The organism is Nocardioides sp. Z40_12 (assembly GCF_058215795.1).
In genome coordinates this window covers 157,749-179,027 of sequence record NZ_JBZAJA010000009.1, presented here as the reverse complement: position 1 = coordinate 179,027, position 21,279 = coordinate 157,749, and the positions used below count along the sequence as shown (strand labels likewise).

Annotated in this window: 22 protein-coding genes; 20 read left to right on the top strand and 2 right to left on the bottom strand. The window is 72.2% G+C overall.

What is annotated here, in order from left to right; genetic code table 11:
- Positions 1 to 21 precede the first annotated feature (21 nt).
- The 4 genes from AC4BG9_RS16825 to AC4BG9_RS16810 are packed head-to-tail and all read left to right on the top strand — an operon-like array spanning position 22 to position 4,050.
- Positions 22 to 1,026: an ABC transporter permease gene (locus AC4BG9_RS16825; protein WP_490572272.1), complete on the top strand. Its 1,005-nt coding sequence runs from the start codon at positions 22 to 24 to the stop codon at positions 1,024 to 1,026.
- Positions 1,023 to 1,970 carry an ABC transporter permease gene (locus tag AC4BG9_RS16820; RefSeq protein ID WP_490572271.1) on the top strand — a complete coding sequence of 316 codons (948 nt, stop codon included), beginning with the start codon at positions 1,023 to 1,025 and terminating at the stop codon, positions 1,968 to 1,970. The genes AC4BG9_RS16825 and AC4BG9_RS16820 overlap by 4 nt, the downstream gene beginning before the upstream one ends.
- Positions 1,967 to 3,010 carry an ABC transporter ATP-binding protein gene (locus tag AC4BG9_RS16815; RefSeq protein ID WP_490572270.1) on the top strand — a complete coding sequence of 348 codons (1,044 nt, stop codon included), beginning with the start codon at positions 1,967 to 1,969 and terminating at the stop codon, positions 3,008 to 3,010. Before AC4BG9_RS16820 ends, AC4BG9_RS16815 begins: the two co-directional genes overlap by 4 nt.
- Complete coding sequence (locus AC4BG9_RS16810; protein ID WP_490572269.1) at positions 3,007 to 4,050, top strand: ABC transporter ATP-binding protein; 1,044 nt, start codon at positions 3,007 to 3,009, stop codon at positions 4,048 to 4,050. The genes AC4BG9_RS16815 and AC4BG9_RS16810 overlap by 4 nt, the downstream gene beginning before the upstream one ends.
- Here the strand turns inward: AC4BG9_RS16810 and AC4BG9_RS16805 are convergent.
- Positions 4,022 to 4,918, bottom strand: coding sequence for a RecB family exonuclease (locus AC4BG9_RS16805; protein ID WP_490572268.1), 897 nt, complete (start codon positions 4,916 to 4,918; stop codon positions 4,022 to 4,024). The genes AC4BG9_RS16810 and AC4BG9_RS16805 overlap by 29 nt on opposite strands.
- Positions 4,919 to 4,984: 66 nt before the next feature.
- Here AC4BG9_RS16805 and AC4BG9_RS16800 point away from each other — a divergent pair, with 66 nt between their 5' ends.
- The 9 genes from AC4BG9_RS16800 (at position 4,985) to AC4BG9_RS16760 (ending at position 14,253) form a co-directional block, all read left to right on the top strand.
- The gene (locus tag AC4BG9_RS16800; RefSeq protein ID WP_490572267.1) at positions 4,985 to 6,154 is read left to right on the top strand and encodes a site-2 protease family protein; all 1,170 of its coding nucleotides are present in this window, start codon (positions 4,985 to 4,987) and stop codon (positions 6,152 to 6,154) included.
- A gap of 10 nt (positions 6,155 to 6,164) precedes the next feature.
- Positions 6,165 to 7,151, top strand: coding sequence for a tRNA (adenine-N1)-methyltransferase (locus tag AC4BG9_RS16795; RefSeq protein ID WP_490572266.1), 987 nt, complete (start codon positions 6,165 to 6,167; stop codon positions 7,149 to 7,151).
- Positions 7,152 to 7,275: 124 nt separating this feature from the next.
- Positions 7,276 to 9,021, top strand: a complete 1,746-nt coding sequence (gene arc / locus AC4BG9_RS16790; protein ID WP_490572265.1) for a proteasome ATPase — start codon at positions 7,276 to 7,278, stop codon at positions 9,019 to 9,021.
- On the top strand, positions 9,018 to 9,365 hold the full coding sequence (locus AC4BG9_RS16785) for a hypothetical protein (protein WP_490572264.1): 348 nt from the start codon (positions 9,018 to 9,020) through the stop codon (positions 9,363 to 9,365). Before arc ends, AC4BG9_RS16785 begins: the two co-directional genes overlap by 4 nt.
- Positions 9,366 to 9,381: 16 nt before the next feature.
- Entirely contained in the window at positions 9,382 to 10,884 is a 1,503-nt protein-coding gene (dop, locus tag AC4BG9_RS16780; protein ID WP_490572263.1) for a depupylase/deamidase Dop, read from the top strand.
- A gap of 40 nt (positions 10,885 to 10,924) precedes the next feature.
- Positions 10,925 to 11,122, top strand: a complete 198-nt coding sequence (locus AC4BG9_RS16775; protein ID WP_490572262.1) for a ubiquitin-like protein Pup — start codon at positions 10,925 to 10,927, stop codon at positions 11,120 to 11,122.
- Positions 11,122 to 11,958: a proteasome subunit beta gene (gene prcB / locus AC4BG9_RS16770; protein WP_490572261.1), complete on the top strand. Its 837-nt coding sequence runs from the start codon at positions 11,122 to 11,124 to the stop codon at positions 11,956 to 11,958. Before AC4BG9_RS16775 ends, prcB begins: the two co-directional genes overlap by 1 nt.
- A 46-nt stretch (positions 11,959 to 12,004) precedes the next feature.
- Complete coding sequence (gene prcA / locus AC4BG9_RS16765) at positions 12,005 to 12,922, top strand: proteasome subunit alpha (protein WP_490572260.1); 918 nt, start codon at positions 12,005 to 12,007, stop codon at positions 12,920 to 12,922.
- Positions 12,923 to 13,020: 98 nt separating this feature from the next.
- Positions 13,021 to 14,253: a CapA family protein gene (locus AC4BG9_RS16760; RefSeq protein ID WP_490572259.1), complete on the top strand. Its 1,233-nt coding sequence runs from the start codon at positions 13,021 to 13,023 to the stop codon at positions 14,251 to 14,253.
- On the opposite strand, the gene AC4BG9_RS16755 is transcribed toward AC4BG9_RS16760, so the two are convergent.
- The gene (locus tag AC4BG9_RS16755) at positions 14,246 to 15,238 is read right to left on the bottom strand and encodes a M28 family metallopeptidase (RefSeq protein WP_490572258.1); all 993 of its coding nucleotides are present in this window, start codon (positions 15,236 to 15,238) and stop codon (positions 14,246 to 14,248) included. The genes AC4BG9_RS16760 and AC4BG9_RS16755 overlap by 8 nt on opposite strands.
- 90 nt (positions 15,239 to 15,328) lie before the next feature.
- Here AC4BG9_RS16755 and pafA point away from each other — a divergent pair, with 90 nt between their 5' ends.
- From pafA to AC4BG9_RS16720, 7 genes are all read left to right on the top strand, one after another.
- On the top strand, positions 15,329 to 16,690 hold the full coding sequence (pafA, locus tag AC4BG9_RS16750; RefSeq protein ID WP_490572257.1) for a Pup--protein ligase: 1,362 nt from the start codon (positions 15,329 to 15,331) through the stop codon (positions 16,688 to 16,690).
- A 74-nt stretch (positions 16,691 to 16,764) separates the two neighbouring features.
- The gene (locus tag AC4BG9_RS16745) at positions 16,765 to 17,706 is read left to right on the top strand and encodes an FKBP-type peptidyl-prolyl cis-trans isomerase (RefSeq protein ID WP_490572256.1); all 942 of its coding nucleotides are present in this window, start codon (positions 16,765 to 16,767) and stop codon (positions 17,704 to 17,706) included.
- 30 nt (positions 17,707 to 17,736) lie between these two features.
- The gene (locus AC4BG9_RS16740; RefSeq protein ID WP_490572255.1) at positions 17,737 to 18,714 is read left to right on the top strand and encodes a helix-turn-helix transcriptional regulator; all 978 of its coding nucleotides are present in this window, start codon (positions 17,737 to 17,739) and stop codon (positions 18,712 to 18,714) included.
- Positions 18,711 to 19,703: a helix-turn-helix transcriptional regulator gene (locus AC4BG9_RS16735; RefSeq protein WP_490572254.1), complete on the top strand. Its 993-nt coding sequence runs from the start codon at positions 18,711 to 18,713 to the stop codon at positions 19,701 to 19,703. The genes AC4BG9_RS16740 and AC4BG9_RS16735 overlap by 4 nt, the downstream gene beginning before the upstream one ends.
- Positions 19,704 to 19,739: 36 nt before the next feature.
- Complete coding sequence (gene tatA, locus AC4BG9_RS16730; RefSeq protein WP_490572253.1) at positions 19,740 to 19,991, top strand: twin-arginine translocase TatA/TatE family subunit; 252 nt, start codon at positions 19,740 to 19,742, stop codon at positions 19,989 to 19,991.
- Between the two features lie 8 nt (positions 19,992 to 19,999).
- Positions 20,000 to 20,839 carry a twin-arginine translocase subunit TatC gene (gene tatC, locus AC4BG9_RS16725; RefSeq protein WP_490572252.1) on the top strand — a complete coding sequence of 280 codons (840 nt, stop codon included), beginning with the start codon at positions 20,000 to 20,002 and terminating at the stop codon, positions 20,837 to 20,839.
- A gap of 12 nt (positions 20,840 to 20,851) precedes the next feature.
- Positions 20,852 to 21,277, top strand: a complete 426-nt coding sequence (locus tag AC4BG9_RS16720; protein WP_490572251.1) for a hypothetical protein — start codon at positions 20,852 to 20,854, stop codon at positions 21,275 to 21,277.
- Positions 21,278 to 21,279 lie beyond the last annotated feature (2 nt).

Sequence of the window (21,279 nt, the reverse complement as noted above, 5' to 3'; positions counted from 1 at the left end):
TGCGGGGCGGAAGGCTGAGTGATGTTGCGCTTTGTCCTCCGGCGGCTGGCCCTGATGGTGCCAGTGCTCGTCGGACTCTCGATCCTGCTCTTCGCGTGGGTCCGGGCTTTGCCCGGCGACCCCGCGCGGGCGCTGCTCGGCCAACGAGCAACGCCGGAGGGCATCGCGCGCGTCAACGAGCTGTACGGCTTCGAGGAGCCGTTGCTCCAGCAGTACCTGACCTACGTCAAGGCGCTGCTCACCGGCGACTTCGGTCGCTCCATCAAGACCGGGCAGCCGGTGCTCGAGAGCTTCCTGGAGAAGTTCCCCGGCACCCTCGAGCTCGGCCTGGCCGCCCTGCTGATCGCGGTGCTGATCGGGGTGCCGCTGGGCTACTACGCGGCCAAGCACCAGGGCCGCTTCCTGGACACCGCGATCGTGTCGGGCTCCCTGATCGGGGTGGTGACCCCGGTCTTCTTCCTGGCCATCCTGCTCAAGCTGGTCTTCGCCGACTGGCTCGGCATCCTGCCCACCAGCCTCCGCCAGGACGCCCGGATGGATGCCACCCACGTCACCAACTTCTACGTCCTGGACGGCATCCTCACCCAGGAGTGGGACGCCGCCTGGGACGCGGCACTCCACCTCGTCCTGCCGGCGATCGCGCTGGGCACCATCCCGCTGGCCATCATCGTCCGGATCACCCGGGCGGCCGTGGCCGACGTGCTGAGCGAGGACTACGTGCGCACGGCGGAGAGCAAGGGCCTGGCCGCCCGGGTGGTCTCGCGGCGGCACGTGCTGCGCAACGCCCTGCTGCCGGTGGTGACCACCATCGGGCTCCAGGCCGGGCTGCTCTTCAGCGGCGCGGTGCTGACCGAGACGGTCTTCGCCTGGAACGGCATCGGCAAGTACCTCTTCGAGGCCATCGGGCAGCGTGACTACCCGGTGCTGCAGGGCTACATCCTGTTCATCGCGGTGATCTACGCCCTCATCAACCTGGCCGTGGACGTCGCCTACGGCGTGATCGACCCCCGGGTGCGTGTGCAATGACCATTCCCATCCCTCCCGCCGAGCCGACCAGCGACATCCTGGTGCCGGTCGACGACGAGCCCGGTGTCGGCCTCTGGGTCGCCGCCTGGCGACGCCTGCGGCGCAACCCCAGCGCGATCGTCGGAGCCGCCATCGTGCTGGCGTTCGTGGTGGTGGCGCTGGCCGCCCCCCTGCTGACCAAGTACCAGCCCGGGACCGCTCAGTGGTCCGGGCAGGTGACCCCGTCCAGCGTCCCCGGGCCGAGCGACGGCCACCTGCTGGGTCTCGACCGGTTCGGCTCCGACCTCTACACCCAGATGCTCTACGGCGCGCGCCAGTCGCTCCTCTACGGGATCGTGGCCACCGCGATCGGCCTGGTCTTCGGAGCCGCGCTCGGCATCCTCGCCGGCGGTGCCGCCTCGGTGGGCGGACGCGTCGGCGGCTGGATCGACACCTTCGTGATGCGCCTGGTCGACATCATGCTCTCGGTGCCCAGCCTGCTGCTCGCCGTCAGCATCGCGGCGGTGCTGGGACAGAACCCGTACGCCGTGATGATCGCGATCGGCGTCGCGCAGGTCCCGATCTTCGCCCGGCTGCTGCGCGGGTCGATGCTGGCCCAGGGCCGGTCCGACTACGTGCTGGCCGCCTCCGCGCTCGGGCTGCGGCGCCGGCGCATCGTGATGGGCCACGTCCTCCCCAACTCCCTGGGCCCGACGATCGTCCAGGCGACCCTCAACCTGGCCACCGCCATCATCGAGGTCGCCGCCCTCTCCTTCCTCGGCCTCGGCCAGCCCGACCCAGCGGTGGCGGAGTGGGGACGCATGCTGGTGGCGGCCCAGGACAGGTTCCAGGTGGCGCCGCTGCTCGCGATCCTCCCCGGCGCCGCCATCGCCATCACCGCGCTCGGCTTCACCCTCTTCGGTGAGGCGCTGCGTGAGGCACTCGACCCCAGGAGCCGTCGATGAGCACCACCACCGCCCCCCGCGCCACCGGAGCCCGCCGCGCAGGTGGCGAGCAGCCGCTGCTCCAGGTGCGCAACCTCAGCGTCGAGTTCGGACTGAAGGGGCAGAAGCGGGTCCGGGCGGTCGACGAGGTCTCCTTCGACATCCACGCCGGCGAGCACGTCGGGCTGGTGGGGGAGTCGGGCAGCGGCAAGTCGGTGACCTCGCTGGCGATCATGGGCCTGCTGCCCTCGCGTGGCGTCCACGTGAGCGGCGAGGTGCTCTACCAGGGCGAGAACCTCCTCACCCAGTCGCCGCGGCGCCTCTCCCAGCTGCGCGGGCGGGAGGTCGCGATGGTCTTCCAGGACCCGATGACCTCCCTCAACCCCGTGGTCCCGGTCGGCCTCCAGCTGACCGAGGTGATCCGCCGGCACCAGGACCTGAGCCGCAAGGCTGCCCGGAACCGGGCCGTCGAGCTGCTCGAGCAGGTCGGCATCCCCGACCCGGCCCGCCGCGTGGGGGAGTACCCGCACCAGCTCTCCGGCGGGATGCGTCAGCGGGTGCTGATCGCCATCGCCCTGGCGTGCGGACCCAAGCTGCTGATCGCCGACGAGCCCACCACCGCCCTCGACGTCACCATCCAGGCCCAGGTGCTGGAGGTGCTCAAGGACCTCGTCTCCGAGACCGACGCCGCGCTGCTGATGATCACCCACGACCTGGGCGTGGTGGCCGGCCTCTGCGACCAGGTCAACGTGATGTACTCCGGCCGGATCGTCGAGTCGGCCGAGCGTGGCCCGCTGTTCGCCGAGCCGCGTCACCCCTACACCGGCGGCCTGCTGGCCAGCATCCCCCGGCTGGACTCCCCGCGCGGCGCCCGGCTGCTGCCGATCCCGGGGTCGCCGACCCAGACGATCCCCTGGACCGAGGGCTGCGCCTTCGCGCCCCGGTGCCAGAACCGGGTGGCCCGCTGCACGGCCGAGCCGCCGGCCCTGCTGGCCACCCAGGACCGTCAGCTGCGCTGCTACAACCCGCTGTCCACGCCGGGCGAGGAGGAGGTCCGATGAGCGAGTCGCTGCTGCGGGTGGAGGGGCTGAAGGTCCACTTCCCGATCCGCGACGGGCTGCTGCTCAACCGGCAGGTCGGTGCGGTCAAGGCCGTCGACGGCGTCGACCTCGAGATCGGCGCGGGACGCACCCTCGGGCTGGTCGGCGAGTCCGGCTGCGGCAAGTCGACGCTGGGTCGCGCGGTCCTGCGCCTGGCGCCGGTGACGGAGGGCCGGGTCCTCTTCGACGGCACCGACGTGGCGTCGCTCAAGGGCGAGCGGCTGCGTCGGATGCGCCAGGACATGCAGATGGTCTTCCAGGACCCCCTGGCCAGCCTGAACCCCCGGCAGGCCGTGGAGACGATCCTGACCGAGCCGCTGCGCGCCCACGGCATCGAGTTCGACCGCAAGAACCGGGTGCGTGAGCTGCTGGACCAGGTGGGGCTGCCGGCGAGCGCGGCCCGCAAGTATCCCCACGAGTTCTCCGGCGGCCAGCGCCAGCGGATCGGGATCGCCCGGGCCGTGGCCCTCGAGCCCCGCCTGGTGATCGCCGACGAGCCCGTCTCGGCGCTCGACGTCTCCATCCAGGCCCAGGTCCTCAACCTGCTCGAGGAGCTCCAGGAGCAGCTGGGCCTGACCTACCTGGTCATCGCCCACGACCTCGCCGTGGTGCGCCACGTCTCCGACGACGTGGCCGTGATGTACCTGGGCGGCATCGTCGAGCAGGCGCCCTCCGACGAGCTCTACGAGGCGCCGCTCCACCCCTACACCAGGGCCTTGATGTCGGCCGTCCCGGTGCCCGACCCGACGGTGGAGGAGGGGCGCGAGCGGATCCTGCTGCAGGGCGACCTGCCCTCCCCGGCCGACCCGCCGTCGGGCTGCCGGTTCCACACCCGGTGCCCCTTCCGGCAGGAGACCCGTTGCGACACCGAGCGGCCGCTGCTGCGGGTGGTGGAGGGCGCGGGCCGCGGGCACACGGTGGCCTGTCACTTCGCCGAGGAGATCGCCGGCGGCCAGATCAGGCCGCGTGAGGTCACTCCGGAGGAGGCAGCGCTCTCCTGAGCGTCGTCTCCTCGACGGGGAGCGGGGGAGGGGTGCCGCCGAACTCCGGGCAGATCGCCCGGTGGCTGCAGAAGGCGCACAGGCTGCTGCGCCGGGGGCGCCAGTCACCGGTCCGGGTGGCCTCGCCGATCGCCTGCCACACCGCCTCCGCCCGGCGCTCGGTGGCGAGCAGGTCGGCCTCGTCCGGCTCGTAGCGCAGGATCTGGCCGTCGCCCAGGTAGACCAGCTGCAGGACGCTGGGCAGCACCCCGCGGGCACGCCAGAGGACCAGGGCATAGAACTTGAGCTGGAAGAGCGCGGCGGCCTCGAACCGCTCGTCGGGGGCCCGGCCGGTCTTGTAGTCGACCACCCGGATCCGGCCGTCGGCCGCGACGTCGAGGCGGTCGATGTAGCCGCGCAGCAGCAGGCCGGAGCCGAGCAGCGTCTCGACGTAGGCCTCGCGCTCGGCCGGCTCCAGCCGCTGCGGGTCCTCGAGGGTGAACCAGCGCGCCAGCACGGTGGCGCAGCCCTCCAGCCACTCCTGGACGTCGGGGCCCTCGGGCGCGGCCCCGAAGAGGGCCGCGAGGGAGGGATCCTGCTCCAGCAGCTCGGACCAGGCCGGCGCCAGCATCTCGGCCGCCCGCCGCGGGGTGCGCTCGGCGGCGGGCAGGTCGAAGAGCAGCTCCAGGACGCGGTGCACCACCGTGCCGCGGGCGGCCTGGGGCGAGGGCTCCTCCGGGAGCCGGTCGACGGTGCGGAAGCGGTAGCGCAGCGGGCAGGAGACGAAGTCGACCGCCCGGCTCGGGGAGAGCGACCCCAGGACCCGGACGCCGTCCACCTCGGTGCGGAGGTCTCCGTGCGGGGCGGGGCCGGGAGGCGCGGTGGTCATGCTGAGGACCCTAGGCGAGCGGTCCGACACGTCCGGCGCCGTCGACCCCTCGGCTAGGGTCGGGACGTGCACGACCCCTCCGCCGACCGCCCCGACGAAGAGCCCCGGGCCCGCCCCCGACCCCGACCCCGCGGCACGGTGCGGATCGGGACCGTCGCCGGGGCAGAGGTGCTCGTCAGCACGTCCTGGTTCGTGGTGGCGGCCCTGATCGCGGTGATGGTGGCGCCGCGGGTGGAGCAGGTCGAGCCGGGGCTGGGCCCCTGGAAGTATGTGGCGGGGGCGGCGTTCGCCGTGGTCTTCTACCTCTCCATCCTGCTGCACGAGGCCTCGCACGCCCTGATGGCCCGCCGTCTGGGCTATCCCGTCAGCTCGATCACCCTGCACTTCCTCGGCGGGATGACCGCGGTCGACCGGGAGGCCCGCACCCCCCGGGCCGAGTTCTGGATCGCGGTGGTGGGTCCGTTGACCTCGCTCGCCGTCGGCGCCGCGGGTGTCGGGCTGTGGTTCGTCACCCCCGAGGGGCTGCTGCGGGTGGCCGTGGAGGGGCTGGCCGGCGCCAACCTGCTCCTCGGCGTGCTCAACCTCGTGCCAGGGCTCCCGCTGGACGGCGGTCGCGTCCTGAAGTCGCTGGTCTGGGGGGTCAGCGGGAGCGTGCACCGCGGCACCGTGGCGGCGGGCTGGGGCGGACGGGTCGTCGCGGTGCTCGTCCTCTCCTGGCCGCTCGTCCAGTCCGAGCTGCTGGGGGTCGCGCCCAGGCTCCTGGACTACCTCCTCGTCCTGCTGCTGGGCGGGTTCCTGTGGGCCGGGGCCACCGCCTCCCTGATGCAGGCCCGGCTGCGCCGACGCCTGCCCGCCCTGGCCGCCCGCCCCCTGGCCCGCCGCGCGCTCAAGGTCGCCCCCGAGCTGCCGGTGGGGGAGGCGGTGCGGATGGCCCAGGACGCGCGGGCCGGCGCCCTCGTGGCCGTCGCCCCCGACGGGCGGCCCCTGGGGATCGTGAGCGAGGCCGCGTTGCTGGCCACCCCGCCCGAGCGGCGTCCGTGGATGCCGGTCTCCAGCCTCACCCACACCCTCGAGCAGGGGATGACGCTTCCGGTCGAGATCGCCGGCGAGCAGCTGGTCGCCGCCATCTCGCGCCACCCGTTCCCCGAGTACCTCCTGGTAACCCCGGACGGTGCCGTGCAGGGCGTGCTCAGTGCCGCCGACGTCGATCGCGCCTTCCGCGAGGTGGCGCACTAGGGTTCCGGCCATGTCGCAGAACCAGGCACCAGGCACCGCCAGCACCCCGGACGTCCCGCAGGAGGCGTTCTCGGGCGTGCACCGAGGCCCGCTGCGGGCTGGGGAGTGGGTCAGGCTGCTGGACCAGAAGGGGCGGCGGCACAACTTCGAGCTGGTCCCGGGCAAGCGGTTCTTCTCCAACCGCGGCCATCTCGAGCACGACGACCTGATCGGCCGGGAGGAGGGCTTCACCCTCGCCTCCTCGGCCGGCGGCGAGTACCTGGTCTTCCGCCCGCTGCTCTCGGAGTTCGTGGTCTCGATGCCCCGCGGTGCCGCCGTGGTCTACCCGAAGGACGCGGCCCAGATCGTCTCCTCCGCCGACATCTTCCCGGGTGCGCGGGTGGTGGAGGCGGGCGCCGGCTCCGGCGCGCTGACCTGCTCGCTGCTGCGCGCGGTGGGACCGCACGGACAGGTGATCAGCTGGGAGCGCCGCGAGGAGTTCGCGGAGGTGGCCAGGCGCAACGTGGAGCAGTTCTTCGGCGGGCCGCACCCTGCCTGGGACCTGCGCCTGGGTGACCTCGCCGAGGAGCTGCCGGGCGCCACGGCCGCGCCGGAGCAGCGGGTCGACCGCGTCATCTTGGACATGCTGGCGCCCTGGGAGTGCATCGACGCCGTCGCGGGCGCGCTGGTGCCGGGCGGGATCGTCTGCGCCTACGTCGCCACGACCACCCAGCTCTCCAAGGTGGTGGAGACGCTGCGGGCGCACGGGGAGTTCACCGAGCCCCACGCCTGGGAGTCGCTGGTCCGCGACTGGCACGTCGAGGGGCTCGCCGTGCGGCCCGACCACAAGATGATCGGCCACACCGCCTTCCTGGTCACCGCCCGTCGGATGGCGCCGGGGGAGCGGCCGCCCAAGAAGAAGCGGCGCCCCGCACCCGGCGCCTACGGCGTCGACTACACCGGGCCCCGTCCCGCCGACCTGCCCCCCCAGCCGGCTGAGGAGAGTGCCGAGGGCTGAGCCCGGCCGGTCCGGCACCGTCGTGGTGGCGGGCCTGCCCGCCTGCCCCACGCCCCGACACATCTGGATATGGACGCCGGATGCGTGGGGGCATGGGTAGTGTCACTGAACAGGAGGTGACGCCATGTCGTTCTCGGAAGGTGCACCGGGGCAGAGCCCCGACGAGCAGGTCAGGCACGCACGGGCACTCGAGCAGGAGATCGCCGAGCTCCGCCGCAGGCTGGCCGAGACTCCGGGTCAGGGCCGCGGCCTCGAGCTCCGACTGGCCGAGACCGAGCGGTCCCTCGCCGCGGTGACCAGCCAGAACGAGCGGCTGGCGCACACCCTGCGGGAGGCGCGCGACCAGATCATGAAGCTCAAGGAGGAGGTCGACCGCCTCGCCCAGCCGCCGGCGGGCTTCGGGACCTTCCTGACCAAGAACGACGACGGCTCCGTCGACGTCTTCACCGGCGGCCGCAAGCTCCGGGTCAACGTCAGCCCCTCGGTGGAGGTCGACGAGCTGGTCCGCGGGCAGGAGGTCATGCTCAACGAGGCGCTCAACGTGGTCGACGCGCACGGCTTCGAGCAGGTCGGCGAGGTGGTGATGCTCAAGGAGCTCCTCCAGGACGGCGCGCGGGCCCTGGTGATCGGCAACGCCGACGAGGAGCGGGTGGTCCGGCTCGCCCAGCCCCTGCTGGAGATCCACCTGCGCGCCGGTGACTCCCTGCTGCTCGACACCCGCTCCGGCTACGCCTACGAGAAGGTGCCGAAGTCGGAGGTCGAGGAGCTGGTCCTCGAGGAGGTGCCCGACATCGCCTACGAGTCGATCGGCGGGCTGGTGAGCCAGATCGACGCCATCAGGGACGCGGTCGAGCTCCCCTACCTGCACCCGGACCTCTTCCTGGAGCACAAGCTCAAGCCCCCGAAGGGCGTGCTGCTCTACGGCCCGCCCGGCTGCGGCAAGACGCTGATCGCCAAGGCGGTCGCCAACTCCCTGGCCAAGAAGGTCGCGGCGCGGACCGGGGCCGAGGGGAAGTCCTACTTCCTCAACATCAAGGGCCCCGAGCTGCTCAACAAGTACGTCGGCGAGACCGAGCGGCACATCCGCCTGGTCTTCCAGCGGGCCCGGGAGAAGGCGAGCATGGGCACGCCGGTCATCGTCTTCTTCGACGAGATGGACTCCCTCTTCCGGACCCGGGGCTCCGGGGTCTCCTCCGACGTGGAGAACACCATCGTCCCCCAGCTCCTCAGCGAGATCGACGGTGTGGAGACGCTGGAGAACGTGCTGGTCATCGGCGCCTCGAACCGCGAGGACATGATCGACCCGGCGATCCTGCGGCCCGGGCGCCTGGACGTGAAGATCAAGATCGAGCGTCCCGACGCCGAGTCGGCGCGCGACATCTTCTCCAAGTACCTCACCGCCGACCTGCCGCTGCACGCCCACGACCTCGCCGAGTTCGGGGGCGACCGGGAGGCCTGCGTCCAGGCGATGATCCGGGCCACGGTGGAGCGCATGTACACCGAGTCCGAGGAGAACCGCTTCCTGGAGGTCACCTACGCCAACGGCGACAAGGAGGTCCTCTACTTCAAGGACTTCAACTCCGGGGCGATGATCCAGAACATCGTCGACCGGGCCAAGAAGATGGCGATCAAGGACCTCCTCGACCTCGACCAGCGCGGCCTGCGGGTGCAGCACCTGCTCCAGGCGTGCGTCGACGAGTTCAAGGAGAACGAGGACCTGCCCAACACCACCAACCCCGACGACTGGGCCCGCATCTCCGGCAAGAAGGGGGAGCGGATCGTCTTCATCAGGACGCTGGTCACCGGCAAGCAGGGCACCGAGCCCGGCCGCTCGATCGACACCGTCTCCAACACCGGGCAGTACCTGTGACGGGGCCGAGCGAGCAGGTCGAGCGGTCCGAGAGCGAGGCTGTCCTGCGGGTCCGCCAGGACCTGGGTCCGGCCCTGGAGCCCGAGCTGGTCGAGGGCTTCGCCGACCGGATCGAGCAGGTGGTCCGGCAGCGCTGGGAGGTGGAGTCCGACCGGCGTGACCGGGTCGAGCGCAGGATCGCCAACGCCGGTCCGCGTCAGCTCGGCCTGGCGATCATCTCGCTCGTCTCCTTCATCCCGCTGGCCATCGTCCTGGGCATCCAGGAGCAGACCCTGGCGCTGCTGATGGCATTGACCGCGATCGTGGCGGTCAACCTGGCTCACGCCTGGCAGAGTCGTCACTGAGACGTACGGTGGGCACATGAGTGTGCGACGCGTCATGGGGACCGAGGTCGAGTACGGCATCTCGGTGGCCGGCTCCCCGCAGGCCAACCCGATGGTGGCCTCCTCCCAGGTGGTCAACGCCTACGCCACCGCGACGCTGAAGGCGCGGCGCGCCCGCTGGGACTTCGAGGAGGAGTCCCCGCTGCGTGACGCCCGCGGCTACGACATGTCGCGCCAGGTCGCCGACGTCAGCCAGCTCACCGACGAGGACCTCGGCCTGGCCAACGTGATCCTGACCAACGGCGCCCGGCTCTACGTCGACCACGCGCACCCGGAGTACTCGACTCCCGAGGTGACGACCCCGCTCGACGTCGTCCGCTGGGACAAGGCCGGCGAGCTGGTCATGCTCGACGCGGCGAAGCTGGCGCGCCAGCTCCCGGGGTCGCCCCAGATCCTGCTGTACAAGAACAACACCGACAACAAGGGTGCCTCCTACGGCGCCCACGAGAACTACCTGATGCGCCGGTCCACCCCGTTCCAGGACATCGTGCGTCACCTGATCCCGTTCTTCGTCAGCCGTCAGGTCGTCTGCGGCGCCGGCCGGGTCGGCCTGGGCGCCGACGGGCGCGACCACGGCTTCCAGGTGAGTCAGCGGGCCGACTTCTTCGAGGTGGAGGTGGGCCTCGAGACCACGCTCAAGCGGCCGCTCGTCAACACCCGCGACGAGCCCCACGCCGACCCGGAGAAGTACCGGCGGCTGCACGTCATCCTCGGGGACGCCAACCTGGCCGAGATCTCGACCTACCTCAAGGTCGGCACCACCTCGCTGGTCCTGGCGATGATCGAGGACCGCTTCATCACCTCCGACCTGTCGGTGGACAAGTCCGTCGCCTCACTGCGGGCGGTCTCCCACGACCCCTCGCTGACCCACCTCCTCACCCTGGGCGACGGCCGGCGCCTGACCGCCGTCCAGCTCCAGTGGGAGTACCTGGAGCTGGCCCGCAAGTACGTCGAGAGCACCGGCGAGACCGACCCGCAGACCGCCGACGTGCTGGCGCGCTGGGAGTCGGTGCTCGACCGGCTCGAGCGCGACCCCTTCCTGTGCGCCGCCGAGCTCGACTGGGTGGCCAAGCTCAAGCTGCTCACCCAGTACCGCGACCGCGACGGGCTCGACTGGGACGACGCCAAGCTGCAGCTGATCGACCTCCAGTACTCCGACCTCCGGCCCGACAAGGGGCTCTACCAGCGGCTCGTCCGGGCCGGGCGGATCGAGCGCCTCCTCGACGACCGGAGCGTCGAGGCCGCGATGCACGAGCCCCCCACCGACACCCGCGCCTACTTCCGCGGCAGGTGCCTGGAGAAGTACCCCGCCGACGTGGCCGCCGCGTCCTGGGACTCGGTCATCTTCGACATCCCCGGCCGGGAGTCCCTGCAGCGCATCCCCACCATCGACCCCCTGCGGGGCACCCGCGCCCATGTGGGGGCGCTGCTCGACCGGTGCGAGACCGCCGACCAGCTCTTCACCGCCCTGACCACTTAAGCCGCCCGTCAGCACGGGCCCTACCGATAAGGTCGCAGACATGTCCCAGGAGCAGAAGCAGCCCCGGAAGTCCTCCCAGGAGGAGGAGCTCGGAGACGAGGTCGCGGCCGACGAGGTGGCCGAGCGCAAGGACGCCCTCGACGACGACGTCGACGCCATCCTCGACGAGATCGACGACGTCCTGGAGACCAACGCCGAGGACTTCGTGAAGTCCTTCATCCAGAAGGGCGGTCAGTGATGACCGACGCCACGCCGCGCCTGCGCGCGGCCTACCTGCAGCCAGGCTCGTCGTCCTTCGCCGACTTCCTCGCCGACCAGGCCCCCGAGCTGCTGCCGTCGCGGCGCGCCCTGCCGCCGATCGACGCCGCCCACCTCGCCCCGCACGGCACCACCATCGTCGCGGCCACCTTCCCCGGCGGCGTGATGATGGCCGGCGACCGCCGGGCCACCATGGGCAACATCATCGCCCAGCGCGACATCGAGAAGGTGTTCCCGGCCGACGAGTTCTCCTGCGTCGGGATCGCCGGCACGGCCGGTCTCGCGGTCGAGATGGTGCGCCTGTTCCAGACCGAGCTCGAGCACTACGAGAAGATCGAGGGCACCACCCTCTCCATGGACGGCAAGGCCAACCGGCTCGCCGCGCTGATCCGCTCCAACCTCGGCCTGGCGATGCAGGGGCTGGCGGTGGTGCCGCTCTTCGCCGGTTTCGACCTGTCCGCCGGACAGGGACGCATCTTCTCCTACGACGTCACCGGCGGGCGCTACGAGGAGACGGCCTTCCACGCCGTCGGCTCCGGCTCCCTCTTCGCCCGCGGGTCGCTGAAGAAGCTCTACCGCGAAGACCTCGACGCCGAGGGGTGCGTCACCGCGGTCGTCCAGGCGCTCTACGACGCCGCCGACGACGACTCCGCCACCGGCGGCCCCGACCTGGCCCGCCGCATCTTCCCGGTCGTCCACGTGATCACCGCCGAGGGCGGGCGCCGCCTCGCCGACGACGAGGTCGCCGAGATCGCCGACCGCATCCTGGCCGGCCGGATGCTGCGACCCGACGGCCCCGCCGCCTCGCTCACGTGATGCGACCCGCCCCAGCCGCCCCTGCCGTCCAGGAGGACCCGACCCGATGAGCATGCCTTTCTACGTCTCTCCGGAGCAGCAGATGAAGGACCGGGCCGACTTCGCCCGGAAGGGGATCGCGCGTGGTCGCTCGGTGGTCGTCGTCCAGTACGCCGACGGCGTCCTCTTCGTCTCCGAGAACCCCTCCCAGGCGCTGCACAAGGTCTCGGAGATCTACGACCGCATCGCCTTCGCGGCGGTGGGCCGCTACAACGAGTTCGAGAACCTGAGGATCGCCGGGGTGCGCCTGGCCGACGTCCGCGGCTACTCCTACGACCGCCGCGACGTCACCTGCCGCGGGCTGGCCAACGCCTACGCGCAGACGCTCGGCACCATCTTCAGCAGCGGCGGGGAGAAGCCCTACGAGGTGGAGCTCTTCGTCGCCGAGATCGGCGACTCCGCCGACGACGACCAGATCTACCGCCTCACCTACGACGGGCAGGTGGCCGACGAGCACGGCTTCGCCGTGATGGGCGGCGCCGCCGACGTGGTCGCGGCCCACCTCAAGGAGCACTACCGCCCGGGCCTGGACCTGGACGAGGCGATCCGTCTCGCGGTGGCAGCCCTGGGGCACTCCGAGTCGGCCGACCGCGTGATCCCGGTGAGCGACCTCGAGGTCGCGGTGCTCGACCGGAGCCGCACCCAGGTGCGCAAGTTCCACCGTGTCCGCGGCGAGCGGCTGAACGTGGTGCTGGGAGGGCGGGGGGCGACCTCTGGTCCCCAGCAGGAGGAGACCCCGACGGAGGCCGAGCAGCCCGCCTCCGCTCCTGCGACACCGCCGGTCGCGCCGCCGATCGCGCCTCCGGTCACACCCCCGGCGTCCCCACCGACCGCGCCGCAGGACCCGGCATCCTCCCCGGTGCGTCCCCAGGAGGACGAGCCGGGGCCGCGGCCGCCGGTAGACCCCCTGGACCCTCTGGCGTGAGAGGCGCGGGAGGGGCGGCTGCAGTCGCCCTGGCCTGCCTGCTTGCCCTCCCCGCCTGCTCCGATCCATCCGGTCCCGGTGACGCGCCACCACGCGCCGTGGCGCCTCAGCCCCGGTCCTCGACCGAGCCCGAGCACCGCGAGCCGTTGGTGGTGATCGGGCATGCCACCCGTCCGCGACCGCGCCTCGGGCTGGGCCGGGCTCGGCGCCTGGTCATGGCCCGCGACACCTCGCCGCCCAGGGCCGAGCTTCGGCGGGTCCTGGGCGACCCAGGGGCGCTCGGGGTGGTGCCGGCGCGGGTGGTCGACGCACGGGTGCGCACCGCGGTGGTCGCCGGGGTCGACCCGCTCCGCGACCCAGGGGAGTACCCGTTCCAGGTGGCCGCGCCCGAGCCGCCGGGGCGCCCGGTCAGCCTGACGGTGGCGGGGGACGTGATGCTCACCCGCGGGGTCACCGACCCGGCGGCCGCCCTGGCCCCGCTCTCCTCCCGCCTGGCGCGGGCGGACCTGACGGTGGCGAACCTCGAGGGCACCCTGTCCCGGGCCGGCGCACCGACCCAGGGCAGCGACTCCTTCGGTGCCGAGCCGTCCGTGCTGGGGATCCTCGAGGCAGCCGGGGTCGATGCCGTCTCGCTCGCCAACAACCACACCGGTGACTACGGCCCTGACGCACTCCTGGAGACCGTCTCTCGGCTGCGGGACTCCTCGGTGGTCCCCTTCGGTGCGGGCCGGAACCTGCTGCGAGCCGCGGCCCCCGCCTTCCTGGAGCGCGGCGGGGTGCGCTTCGGGCTCCTCGGCTTCAACGCGATCGGGGAGACCCCGGCAGCCACCGGGAAGACCCCCGGAGCCCACTCGGTACGGATGCCACCGCGCACCGGTCCGTTGGTGCGCGCCGATCTCGACCGCGTGCTGGCCGGTGTCCGGGCGCTGGACCGCCGCGTCGACGTCGTCGTGGTGCTCCCGCACTGGGGTACCCAGTACACCCATCGAGCCGAGCCGGTGCAGCGCCAGGTCGGCCGCGAGCTTGTCGCGGCCGGCGCGGACCTGGTGGTGGGCGGTCACCCGCACTGGGTGCAGGGACTCGAGTGGCACCAGGGGCGCCTGCTCGCCCACTCCCTGGGCAACTTCGTCTTCGACATGGACTTCATGATCCAGACCCAGCAGGGCGTGCTGCTGGAGGCGGTCTTCTGGGGCGAGGACCTCAAGGGCGTCGAGCTGCTTCCCTACCGGATGGGCGAGGGCTTCGCCCCCCGGCCGGCGGAGCCGTCGGAGGCCGCGGAGATCCTGGGCGACGTGTGGCGCTCCAGCACCGGCCCCTTCGCCCTCAGCTGAGCCGGCCGAGCCAGGCCAGGACGACGCGCCCCGTGCGCAGCAGCTGCGCGCGGCCAACCACCCCGGGTGTGTCGGCGGCGCTGTGGTAGCCGGCGTACGGGGTGCTCCCCAGGCGTACCCCGGGCAGGCCCGCCCGGACGAACGACCAGTGGTCGCTGGCCCTGTTGTCCCGGCACGGTGTCACGGGCGCTCCTGCGCGCGCCGCCGCTGCCAGGACCTGGGCGCGGAGACGGTCGGGGGCGCCGGCGCTGCAGACGGGGACGCGGAGGCCCACACCGACCCGGTCCAGCGACACCATGCCGCGCAGGGCTCGGCGCTGGAGGGCCGGCATGGTGCGGACGTAGTGCCGCGACCCGTAGTGGTGGTCGTCGTCGCCTGGACCGCGCGGCTCCTCGGCACCGAAGGCGACCAGCACGACCGGGAGCCGGCTGCGGGTCGCGGAGAGCGCCCGCGCCACCGCGACGAGCACCCCCACGCCCGAGGCGTTGTCCTCGGCGCCTGGCGCGACGGGCACCGTGTCGAGGTGGGCGCCCACCAGCAGGTGGGGCTCGCCGGGGTCGAAGCCCGGCATGGTGGCCACCAGGTTGGCCGAGCGACCGGCCGGGACGGGCACGCCCCAGGAGTCTCCTGACGGCACGGCGAACCGGGTCGTCCTGGTCTGCCACCCGGCCTCCTCGAGCTCGCCGGCCACCCAGCGGCCCGCCTGCGCGAAGGCAGCTCCGGTGGCGGGACGCGGTCCGATCCGTCCCGCCAGGTGCCGCACGACGCCCACCGCAGTCCGAGGGTCCAGGTCCCCTGGCCGCACCAGCCGGGACGGGGGCGCCGGCTGGGTGGTCGGCTGCTCGGACGGCGTCGCGGCGGGCGTCGCGCTCCGGACCGGTGCCTCGGTGGTAGGTGGGTCCTGCACGCGCGTGCCGGAGTCCTGGCAGGCCGAGAGCAGGCTCGCCAGGACGAGCGGGACCAGGCGGAGGGCGGCTGCGCGCACGCCCCATGGTCGCACCCTCGGACGCTGTGCGGAGAACGATTGCGGTCCGGGTTCCGGGCAAGGTCTGGTGCCTGCCCCTAGGGTGGATTCATGGACCGTCGGATCTTCGGGATCGAGAACGAGTACGGAGTCACGTGCACGTTCAAGGGTCAGCGCCGCCTCAGCCCCGACGAGGTGGCGCGCTACCTCTTCCGCAAGGTGGTCTCGTGGGGGCGCAGCAGCAACGTCTTCCTGCGCAACGGCTCCCGTCTCTATCTCGACGTCGGCAGCCACCCGGAGTACGCGACGCCCGAGTGCGACGACGTCACCGAGCTGGTCACCCACGACAAGGCGGGTGAACGGATCCTGGAGGGGCTGCTGCTCGACGCCGAGCAGCGCCTGCACGACGAGGGCATCTCCGGCGACATCTACCTCTTCAAGAACAACACCGACTCGGCCGGCAACTCCTACGGCTGCCACGAGAACTACCTGGTGGGACGGGCGGGGGAGTTCAGCCGGCTCGCCGAGGTGCTGATCCCCTTCCTGGTCACCAGGCAGATCCTGGTCGGTGCCGGAAAGGTCAGCCAGACGCCCCGCGGGGCGTCCTACTCGGTCTCGCAGCGCGCCGAGCACATCTGGGAGGGCGTCTCCAGCGCGACCACCCGCAGCCGGCCGATCATCAACACCCGCGACGAGCCGCACGCAGACGCGGAGAAGTACCGCCGGCTGCACGTGATCGTCGGTGACTCCAACATGAGCGAGACCACCACGATGCTCAAGGTCGCCTCCTGCGACCTGGTGCTGCGGATGATCGAGGAGGGCGTGGTGCTGCGCGACCTCACCATGGAGAACCCGATCCGGGCCATCCGGGAGATCTCCCACGACATGACCGGCCGCCGCAAGGTGCGGCTGGCCAACGGCCGCGAGGCGAGCGCGCTGGAGATCCAGGCCGAGTACCTCGGCAAGGCCCGGGAGTTCGTGGACCACCGGGGCATCTCCACCCCGCTCATCGAGCGGACGCTCGACCTCTGGGAGCGGGGCCTCAAGGCGGTGGAGTCCGACGACCTCGGCCTGGTCGACCGCGAGCTCGACTGGGTGATCAAGTGGAAGCTGATCGAGCGCTACCGGCACAAGCACTCCCTGCCCCTGGGCCACGCGCGGATCGCCCAGCTCGACCTCGCCTACCACGACATCCACCGCGGTCGTGGGCTCTACTACCTGCTGGAGAAGCGGGGCGCGGTCGCCCGGGTCACCACCGACCTGAAGATCTTCGAGGCCAAGTCGGTGCCGCCGCAGGGCACGCGGGCCCGGCTGCGCGGGGAGTTCATCCGGACCGCGCAGGAGCGACGCCGGGACTTCACCGTCGACTGGGTCCACCTCAAGCTCAACGACCAGGCCCAGCGGACCGTCCTCTGCAAGGATCCCTTCCGAGCCCACGACGAGCGGGTCCAGCGACTCATCGACGGCATGTGAGTGGGTTCGGCGGTTTCTCAGGTCGCCCGGATATGGTGGCCGCGCTCCTACCACCTTCGCGAAAGTAGAACCCTGTGTCTCGTCGTGTCCTGGCAGCCTCCACCCTCGCTCTGAGCCTCTTCGCGCTCGCCGCCTGCGGCGGCGGCGACTCCGACGACGCCTCGTCCGGCGCCGGCCTGGAGGCGGTGACCATCAAGGCTGAGTCCGGGAAGGCGCCCGAGGTCACCTGGAAGGAGCAGCTCGGACCCGACGAGGTCGAGACCGAGGTGCTCCTGGAGGGCGACGGCGAGAAGACGGAGGAGGGCGACCTGGTCGCGGCCCACATCTGGATCGGCAACGGGTTCGACAAGGTCGAGGCCTACAACTCCCACCAGCAGGGTGGCGTGCCCCAGATGATCACGCTCGACGACACCCTCCTGCCCGGTCTGCGCGCGAGCCTGCTCGGCCAGCAGATCGGCTCGACGGTCGCGGTGGCGGCCTCCGCCGAGGACGCCTACGGCGAGTCCGGCAACGCCCAGCTCGGCATCGGCAACCAGGACGGCGTCCTGTTCGTCACCGAGCTCGTCACCAAGGTGCTCGACAGCCCGCAGGGCGAGGAGCGCGCTCCCGCCAAGTGGGCCCCGGAGCTGGTCGAGAAGGACGGCGTGGTCACCGGCCTCGACTTCGCCGGCAAGCCCGCGCCCAACGACAAGCTGTGGGTCACCAAGACCGTCAAGGGGGACGGCCCGGTGGTCAAGAAGGGCCAGACGGTCATCGCCAACTACCTCGGTCAGGTCTACAAGGGCAAGAAGCCCTTCGACGAGTCCTACTCCAAGGGCGAGCCGGTGCCCTTCGAGATCGGTGTCGGCAAGGTCGTGAAGGGCTGGGACCAGGCGCTGGTCGGAGAGACCGTCGGCTCCCGCGTCATCGTCGCGATCCCGCCCGCCCTGGGCTACGGCAAGAAGGGGCGCCCCGACGCCGGCATCAAGGGGACCGACACCCTCTACTTCGTGGTCGACATCCTCGCCGCGGTCTGACGCAGGGACCTGACGGGGGCGAGGCGGACGGTGACCAACCGGAAGAGCGAACGGCTGCTCAACCTGCTCATCATGCTGCTGGTGCAGCAGCGCTTCGTCCCCAAGTCCCGGATCCGGGAGATCCTCTACCCCGGCCAGGGCGAGGACGCCTTCGAGCGGATGTTCGACCGCGACAAGGAGGAGCTGCGCAGCCTCGGCGTCCCGGTCGAGGTGGGGACCCTGGACGCCTACTTCGACGACGAGGTCGGCTACCGGATCCGTCCCGACGAGCTTGCCCTGCCCGAGATCAGCCTGGACGCCGACGAGGCCGCGGTGGTGGGCCTCGCCGGCAAGGTCTGGCAGCACGCCACGCTGGCGGAGGCCACCACGGAGGCGCTGCGCAAGCTGGCGGCCGCCAACGTGCCGGTCGACGTGGCCGCCCTGGACATCGTGGAGCCTCACATCGGCGCCGACGAGCCGGCGTTCGACACGTTCTGGCAGGCGACGCAGGAGCGGCGCGCGGTGGTCTTCGACTACCGGCGCCCGGGCGAGGGCGCGCCGACCACGCGGCACCTCCAGCCCTGGGGCGTGGTGCGCTACTCGGGTCGCTGGTACGCCGTCGGCTTCGACACCGACCGCGGGGAGGAGCGGGTCTTCCGGCTCTCGCGGATCGTGGGGCCGGCCCGGCTGGCCGGGGCCCCTGGCGGCTACGACGTGCCCGAGGGCACCGACATCCGAGTGGTGACCACGCGCCTGGTCCCGGCGCCCGAGAGCGAGGAGATCACCGTCCTGGTGCGCACCGGGACGGGGCACGGGCTGCGCCGGATGGCCGAGAGCATCGAGCAGGGCGTGGCCGGGCCCGACCGGGAGACGCCGTGGGACCGGGTGCGCCTGGTCGGCAGCCCCGCCGCGGTGGCCGACGAGGTCCTGCCCTACGGCGCCAACGCCTACGTGGAGTCGCCCGAGTCGCTGCGCCGGCAGGTCCGCGACCGGCTCGCGGGCCTCGCCCGGAGCGGGGGTGCCTCATGACGTCGGCCGGCAGCGGGGCCCGCGACCAGGTCGCCCGCCTGCTCACCCTGGTGCCCTTCCTGCACGCCCACGGCTCGGTCCGGCTCGAGGACGCGGCCGAGGCCCTGGGCACCACGACCGCGCAGGTCGTGCGCGACCTCAAGGTGCTACTGATGTGCGGGCTGCCCGGCGGCTACCCCGACGACCTCATCGACGTCGACCTCGACGCGCTGGAGGGGGAGGGCGCCGACGGGGTGATCCGGGTCTCCAACGCCGACTACCTCTCCCGCCCGCTGCGTCTCACCCCCACCGAGGCCACCGCGCTCATCGTCGCCCTGCGCGCGGTGCGCGACAGCTCGCCCGGCCCCACCCGCGAGGTCGTCGACCGGACCCTGGCCAAGCTCGAGCAGGCCGCCGCCGACGGCAGCGCCCACCGGCAGGTCGAGCTGGACCCCACCGACCAGGGGGTGGGAGAGATCCGGGCGTCGCTGGAGCGTGCCCTGGACGAGCAGCGACAGGTGCGCCTGACCTACTGGGTGCCCACCCGGGACGAGGCCGGTGAGCGGGTGGTCGACCCCGTGCGCCTGTGGCGGGCCGAGGGATTCGACTACCTGGAGGGCTGGTGCCGCTCCGCGGAGGGACTCCGCGTCTTCCGCCTCGACCGGATCCACGCGCTGGAGGTGCTCGAGGAGCCCGCGGCGCGCCACGACGACGAGCGCACTGACCTCTCGGACGCCCTCTTCGCCCACGCCCGGGCCGGGCGGCGGGTCACGCTCCTGCTGGGCCCCGGGGCCCACTGGGTGCCGGAGTACTTCCCCGTCGAGGCGGTCCGGCACCGCGAGGACGGGCGGCTGGAGGTCGATCTCCTGGTCGGCGACGAGCGGTGGCTGACGCGGCTGGTGCTCCGGCTGGCCCCGCACGCCGAGGTGCTGGCTCCCGCCGAGCTGGCCGAGACCTGTCGGGCGTCCGCTCGAAAGGCCCTCGCCCTCTACGACACGCCCCCGGCGTAGCATGGGAGCGTCTCACCCGCCCACCCGAGGAACGACATGAACCTGAACGCGCAGATCGCCGGTCTCGGTCCGACCGAGCTGCTCCTGATCCTGGCCGTCATCGTCCTCCTCTTCGGCGCCTCCAAGCTGCCCGAGCTGGCCCGGGGGAGCGGGCGCGCGCTGCGGATCTTCAAGGCCGAGACCAAGGGCCTGATGGACGACGACGACAAGACTCCCGAGCAGCGCGAGATCGAGGCCCGCCAGCTGAACGCCCGACGCGACGAGCCGCGTCGCGACGACACCCTCTGAGCCGCACGATGCTGGGAGGCCTCCTCGCGGTGCTGCGAGGGACCCCGCAGCACCCGGTGGGCCCGGACGGCCGGATGCCCCTGAGCGACCACTTCCGTGAGCTCAGGGCCAGGGTGCTGCGGGCCGCGCTGGTGCTGGTCGTGGTCTTCGTGGTCGCGCTCTTCTTCTACGACGAGCTCCTCGGGCTCGTCCTCGACCCCTACAACAGCGCGCGCACCCAGCTCGACGAGGAGGTGGAGACGCTCGCCTACGTGGAGGGTGCCACCGGCCCGCTGCTGCTCCAGCTGAAGCTCTGCGGGGTCGCGGCGATCGTGGCCTCCAGTCCCTACTGGCTCGCCCAGATCTGGGGCTTCATCCTCCCCGGCCTGCACCGCGACGAGCGGCGCTGGTCGCGGATCTTCGCCATGGTCGCAGGTCCGCTCTTCCTGGCGGGGGTGGCCACCGGCTACTACGTGCTGCCCAAGGGTCTGGAGGTGCTGATCGGCTTCACCCCCGACCAGCTCCAGAGCCTGGTCGAGTTCGGCACCTACTTCTCCTTCCTGACCCGGATGCTGCTGGTCTTCGGCATCGCCTTCGAGATCCCGCTCTTCGTCATCATGCTCAACCTCGCCGGCGTGGTCAGCGGGGCGACCCTGGGGCGCTTCCGGCCGTGGATCATCGTCGGGACCTTCGTCTTCGCGGCGGTCGCCACACCCTCCACCGACCCCTTCTCCATGCTCGCCCTCGCCCTGCCGATGCTGCTGCTCTTCGTGCTGGCCGAGGTGGGGGCACGCACCATCGACCGCGTGCGGGCCCGGCGAACGGCCGCGGAGCCGACCTGGGCCGACGACGAGCCCTCCCCCCTCTGAGAGGGTGGGTGCGTGCATCCTCCCGAGATCGTCGACGTCGACCCCTTCGACCTCCCCGAGTGGCTGGGCACCAGCGAGGTCACCTGGACGCCCGACGAAGGGCTGCGTACCGGCCACCTCGTCCACGGAGAGCTCACCAGCCCGGAGCACGACACCCTCGGCTGCGACCTGCTGGCCGTCGACGAGGCCTACCCCGCGCCGGTGGTGGCGGACCAGCCCAGGGCCCGCGCCCACCAGGCCTGGCAGCACGGCCAGGTGCTGCTGGGCCACCGTGACGGCCGGCTCACCCTGGCGGTGCCGGGCACCCGCTTCGACGCCGACCTCGTCCTGGAGTCCCTCGCCAGGCTGGCCCGTGCCGTCGGCGGCTCGCCGGAGCGGTTCGCCGCCCACCTGCGCATCGGGGCCGAGTCACCGCGACGCGGTTCGCCCGGTCGCTAGGG

What these genes read in the sequence shown, in the direction of transcription:
- tatC (WP_490572252.1), top strand. Translation starts at nt 20,000, where the DNA reads ATGCTGGGAGGCCTCCTCGCGGTGCTGCGAGGGACCCCGCAGCACCCG.
- dop (WP_490572263.1), top strand. Translation starts at nt 9,382, where the DNA reads ATGAGTGTGCGACGCGTCATGGGGACCGAGGTCGAGTACGGCATCTCG.
- prcB (WP_490572261.1), top strand. Translation starts at nt 11,122, where the DNA reads ATGACCGACGCCACGCCGCGCCTGCGCGCGGCCTACCTGCAGCCAGGC.
- AC4BG9_RS16825 (WP_490572272.1), top strand. Translation starts at nt 22, where the DNA reads ATGTTGCGCTTTGTCCTCCGGCGGCTGGCCCTGATGGTGCCAGTGCTC.
- AC4BG9_RS16820 (WP_490572271.1), top strand. Translation starts at nt 1,023, where the DNA reads ATGACCATTCCCATCCCTCCCGCCGAGCCGACCAGCGACATCCTGGTG.
- AC4BG9_RS16805 (WP_490572268.1), bottom strand. Translation starts at nt 4,918, where the DNA reads ATGACCACCGCGCCTCCCGGCCCCGCCCCGCACGGAGACCTCCGCACC.
- arc (WP_490572265.1), top strand. Translation starts at nt 7,276, where the DNA reads ATGTCGTTCTCGGAAGGTGCACCGGGGCAGAGCCCCGACGAGCAGGTC.
- AC4BG9_RS16810 (WP_490572269.1), top strand. Translation starts at nt 3,007, where the DNA reads ATGAGCGAGTCGCTGCTGCGGGTGGAGGGGCTGAAGGTCCACTTCCCG.
- AC4BG9_RS16735 (WP_490572254.1), top strand. Translation starts at nt 18,711, where the DNA reads ATGACGTCGGCCGGCAGCGGGGCCCGCGACCAGGTCGCCCGCCTGCTC.
- tatA (WP_490572253.1), top strand. Translation starts at nt 19,740, where the DNA reads ATGAACCTGAACGCGCAGATCGCCGGTCTCGGTCCGACCGAGCTGCTC.
- AC4BG9_RS16795 (WP_490572266.1), top strand. Translation starts at nt 6,165, where the DNA reads ATGTCGCAGAACCAGGCACCAGGCACCGCCAGCACCCCGGACGTCCCG.
- AC4BG9_RS16775 (WP_490572262.1), top strand. Translation starts at nt 10,925, where the DNA reads ATGTCCCAGGAGCAGAAGCAGCCCCGGAAGTCCTCCCAGGAGGAGGAG.
- pafA (WP_490572257.1), top strand. Translation starts at nt 15,329, where the DNA reads ATGGACCGTCGGATCTTCGGGATCGAGAACGAGTACGGAGTCACGTGC.
- prcA (WP_490572260.1), top strand. Translation starts at nt 12,005, where the DNA reads ATGAGCATGCCTTTCTACGTCTCTCCGGAGCAGCAGATGAAGGACCGG.
- AC4BG9_RS16815 (WP_490572270.1), top strand. Translation starts at nt 1,967, where the DNA reads ATGAGCACCACCACCGCCCCCCGCGCCACCGGAGCCCGCCGCGCAGGT.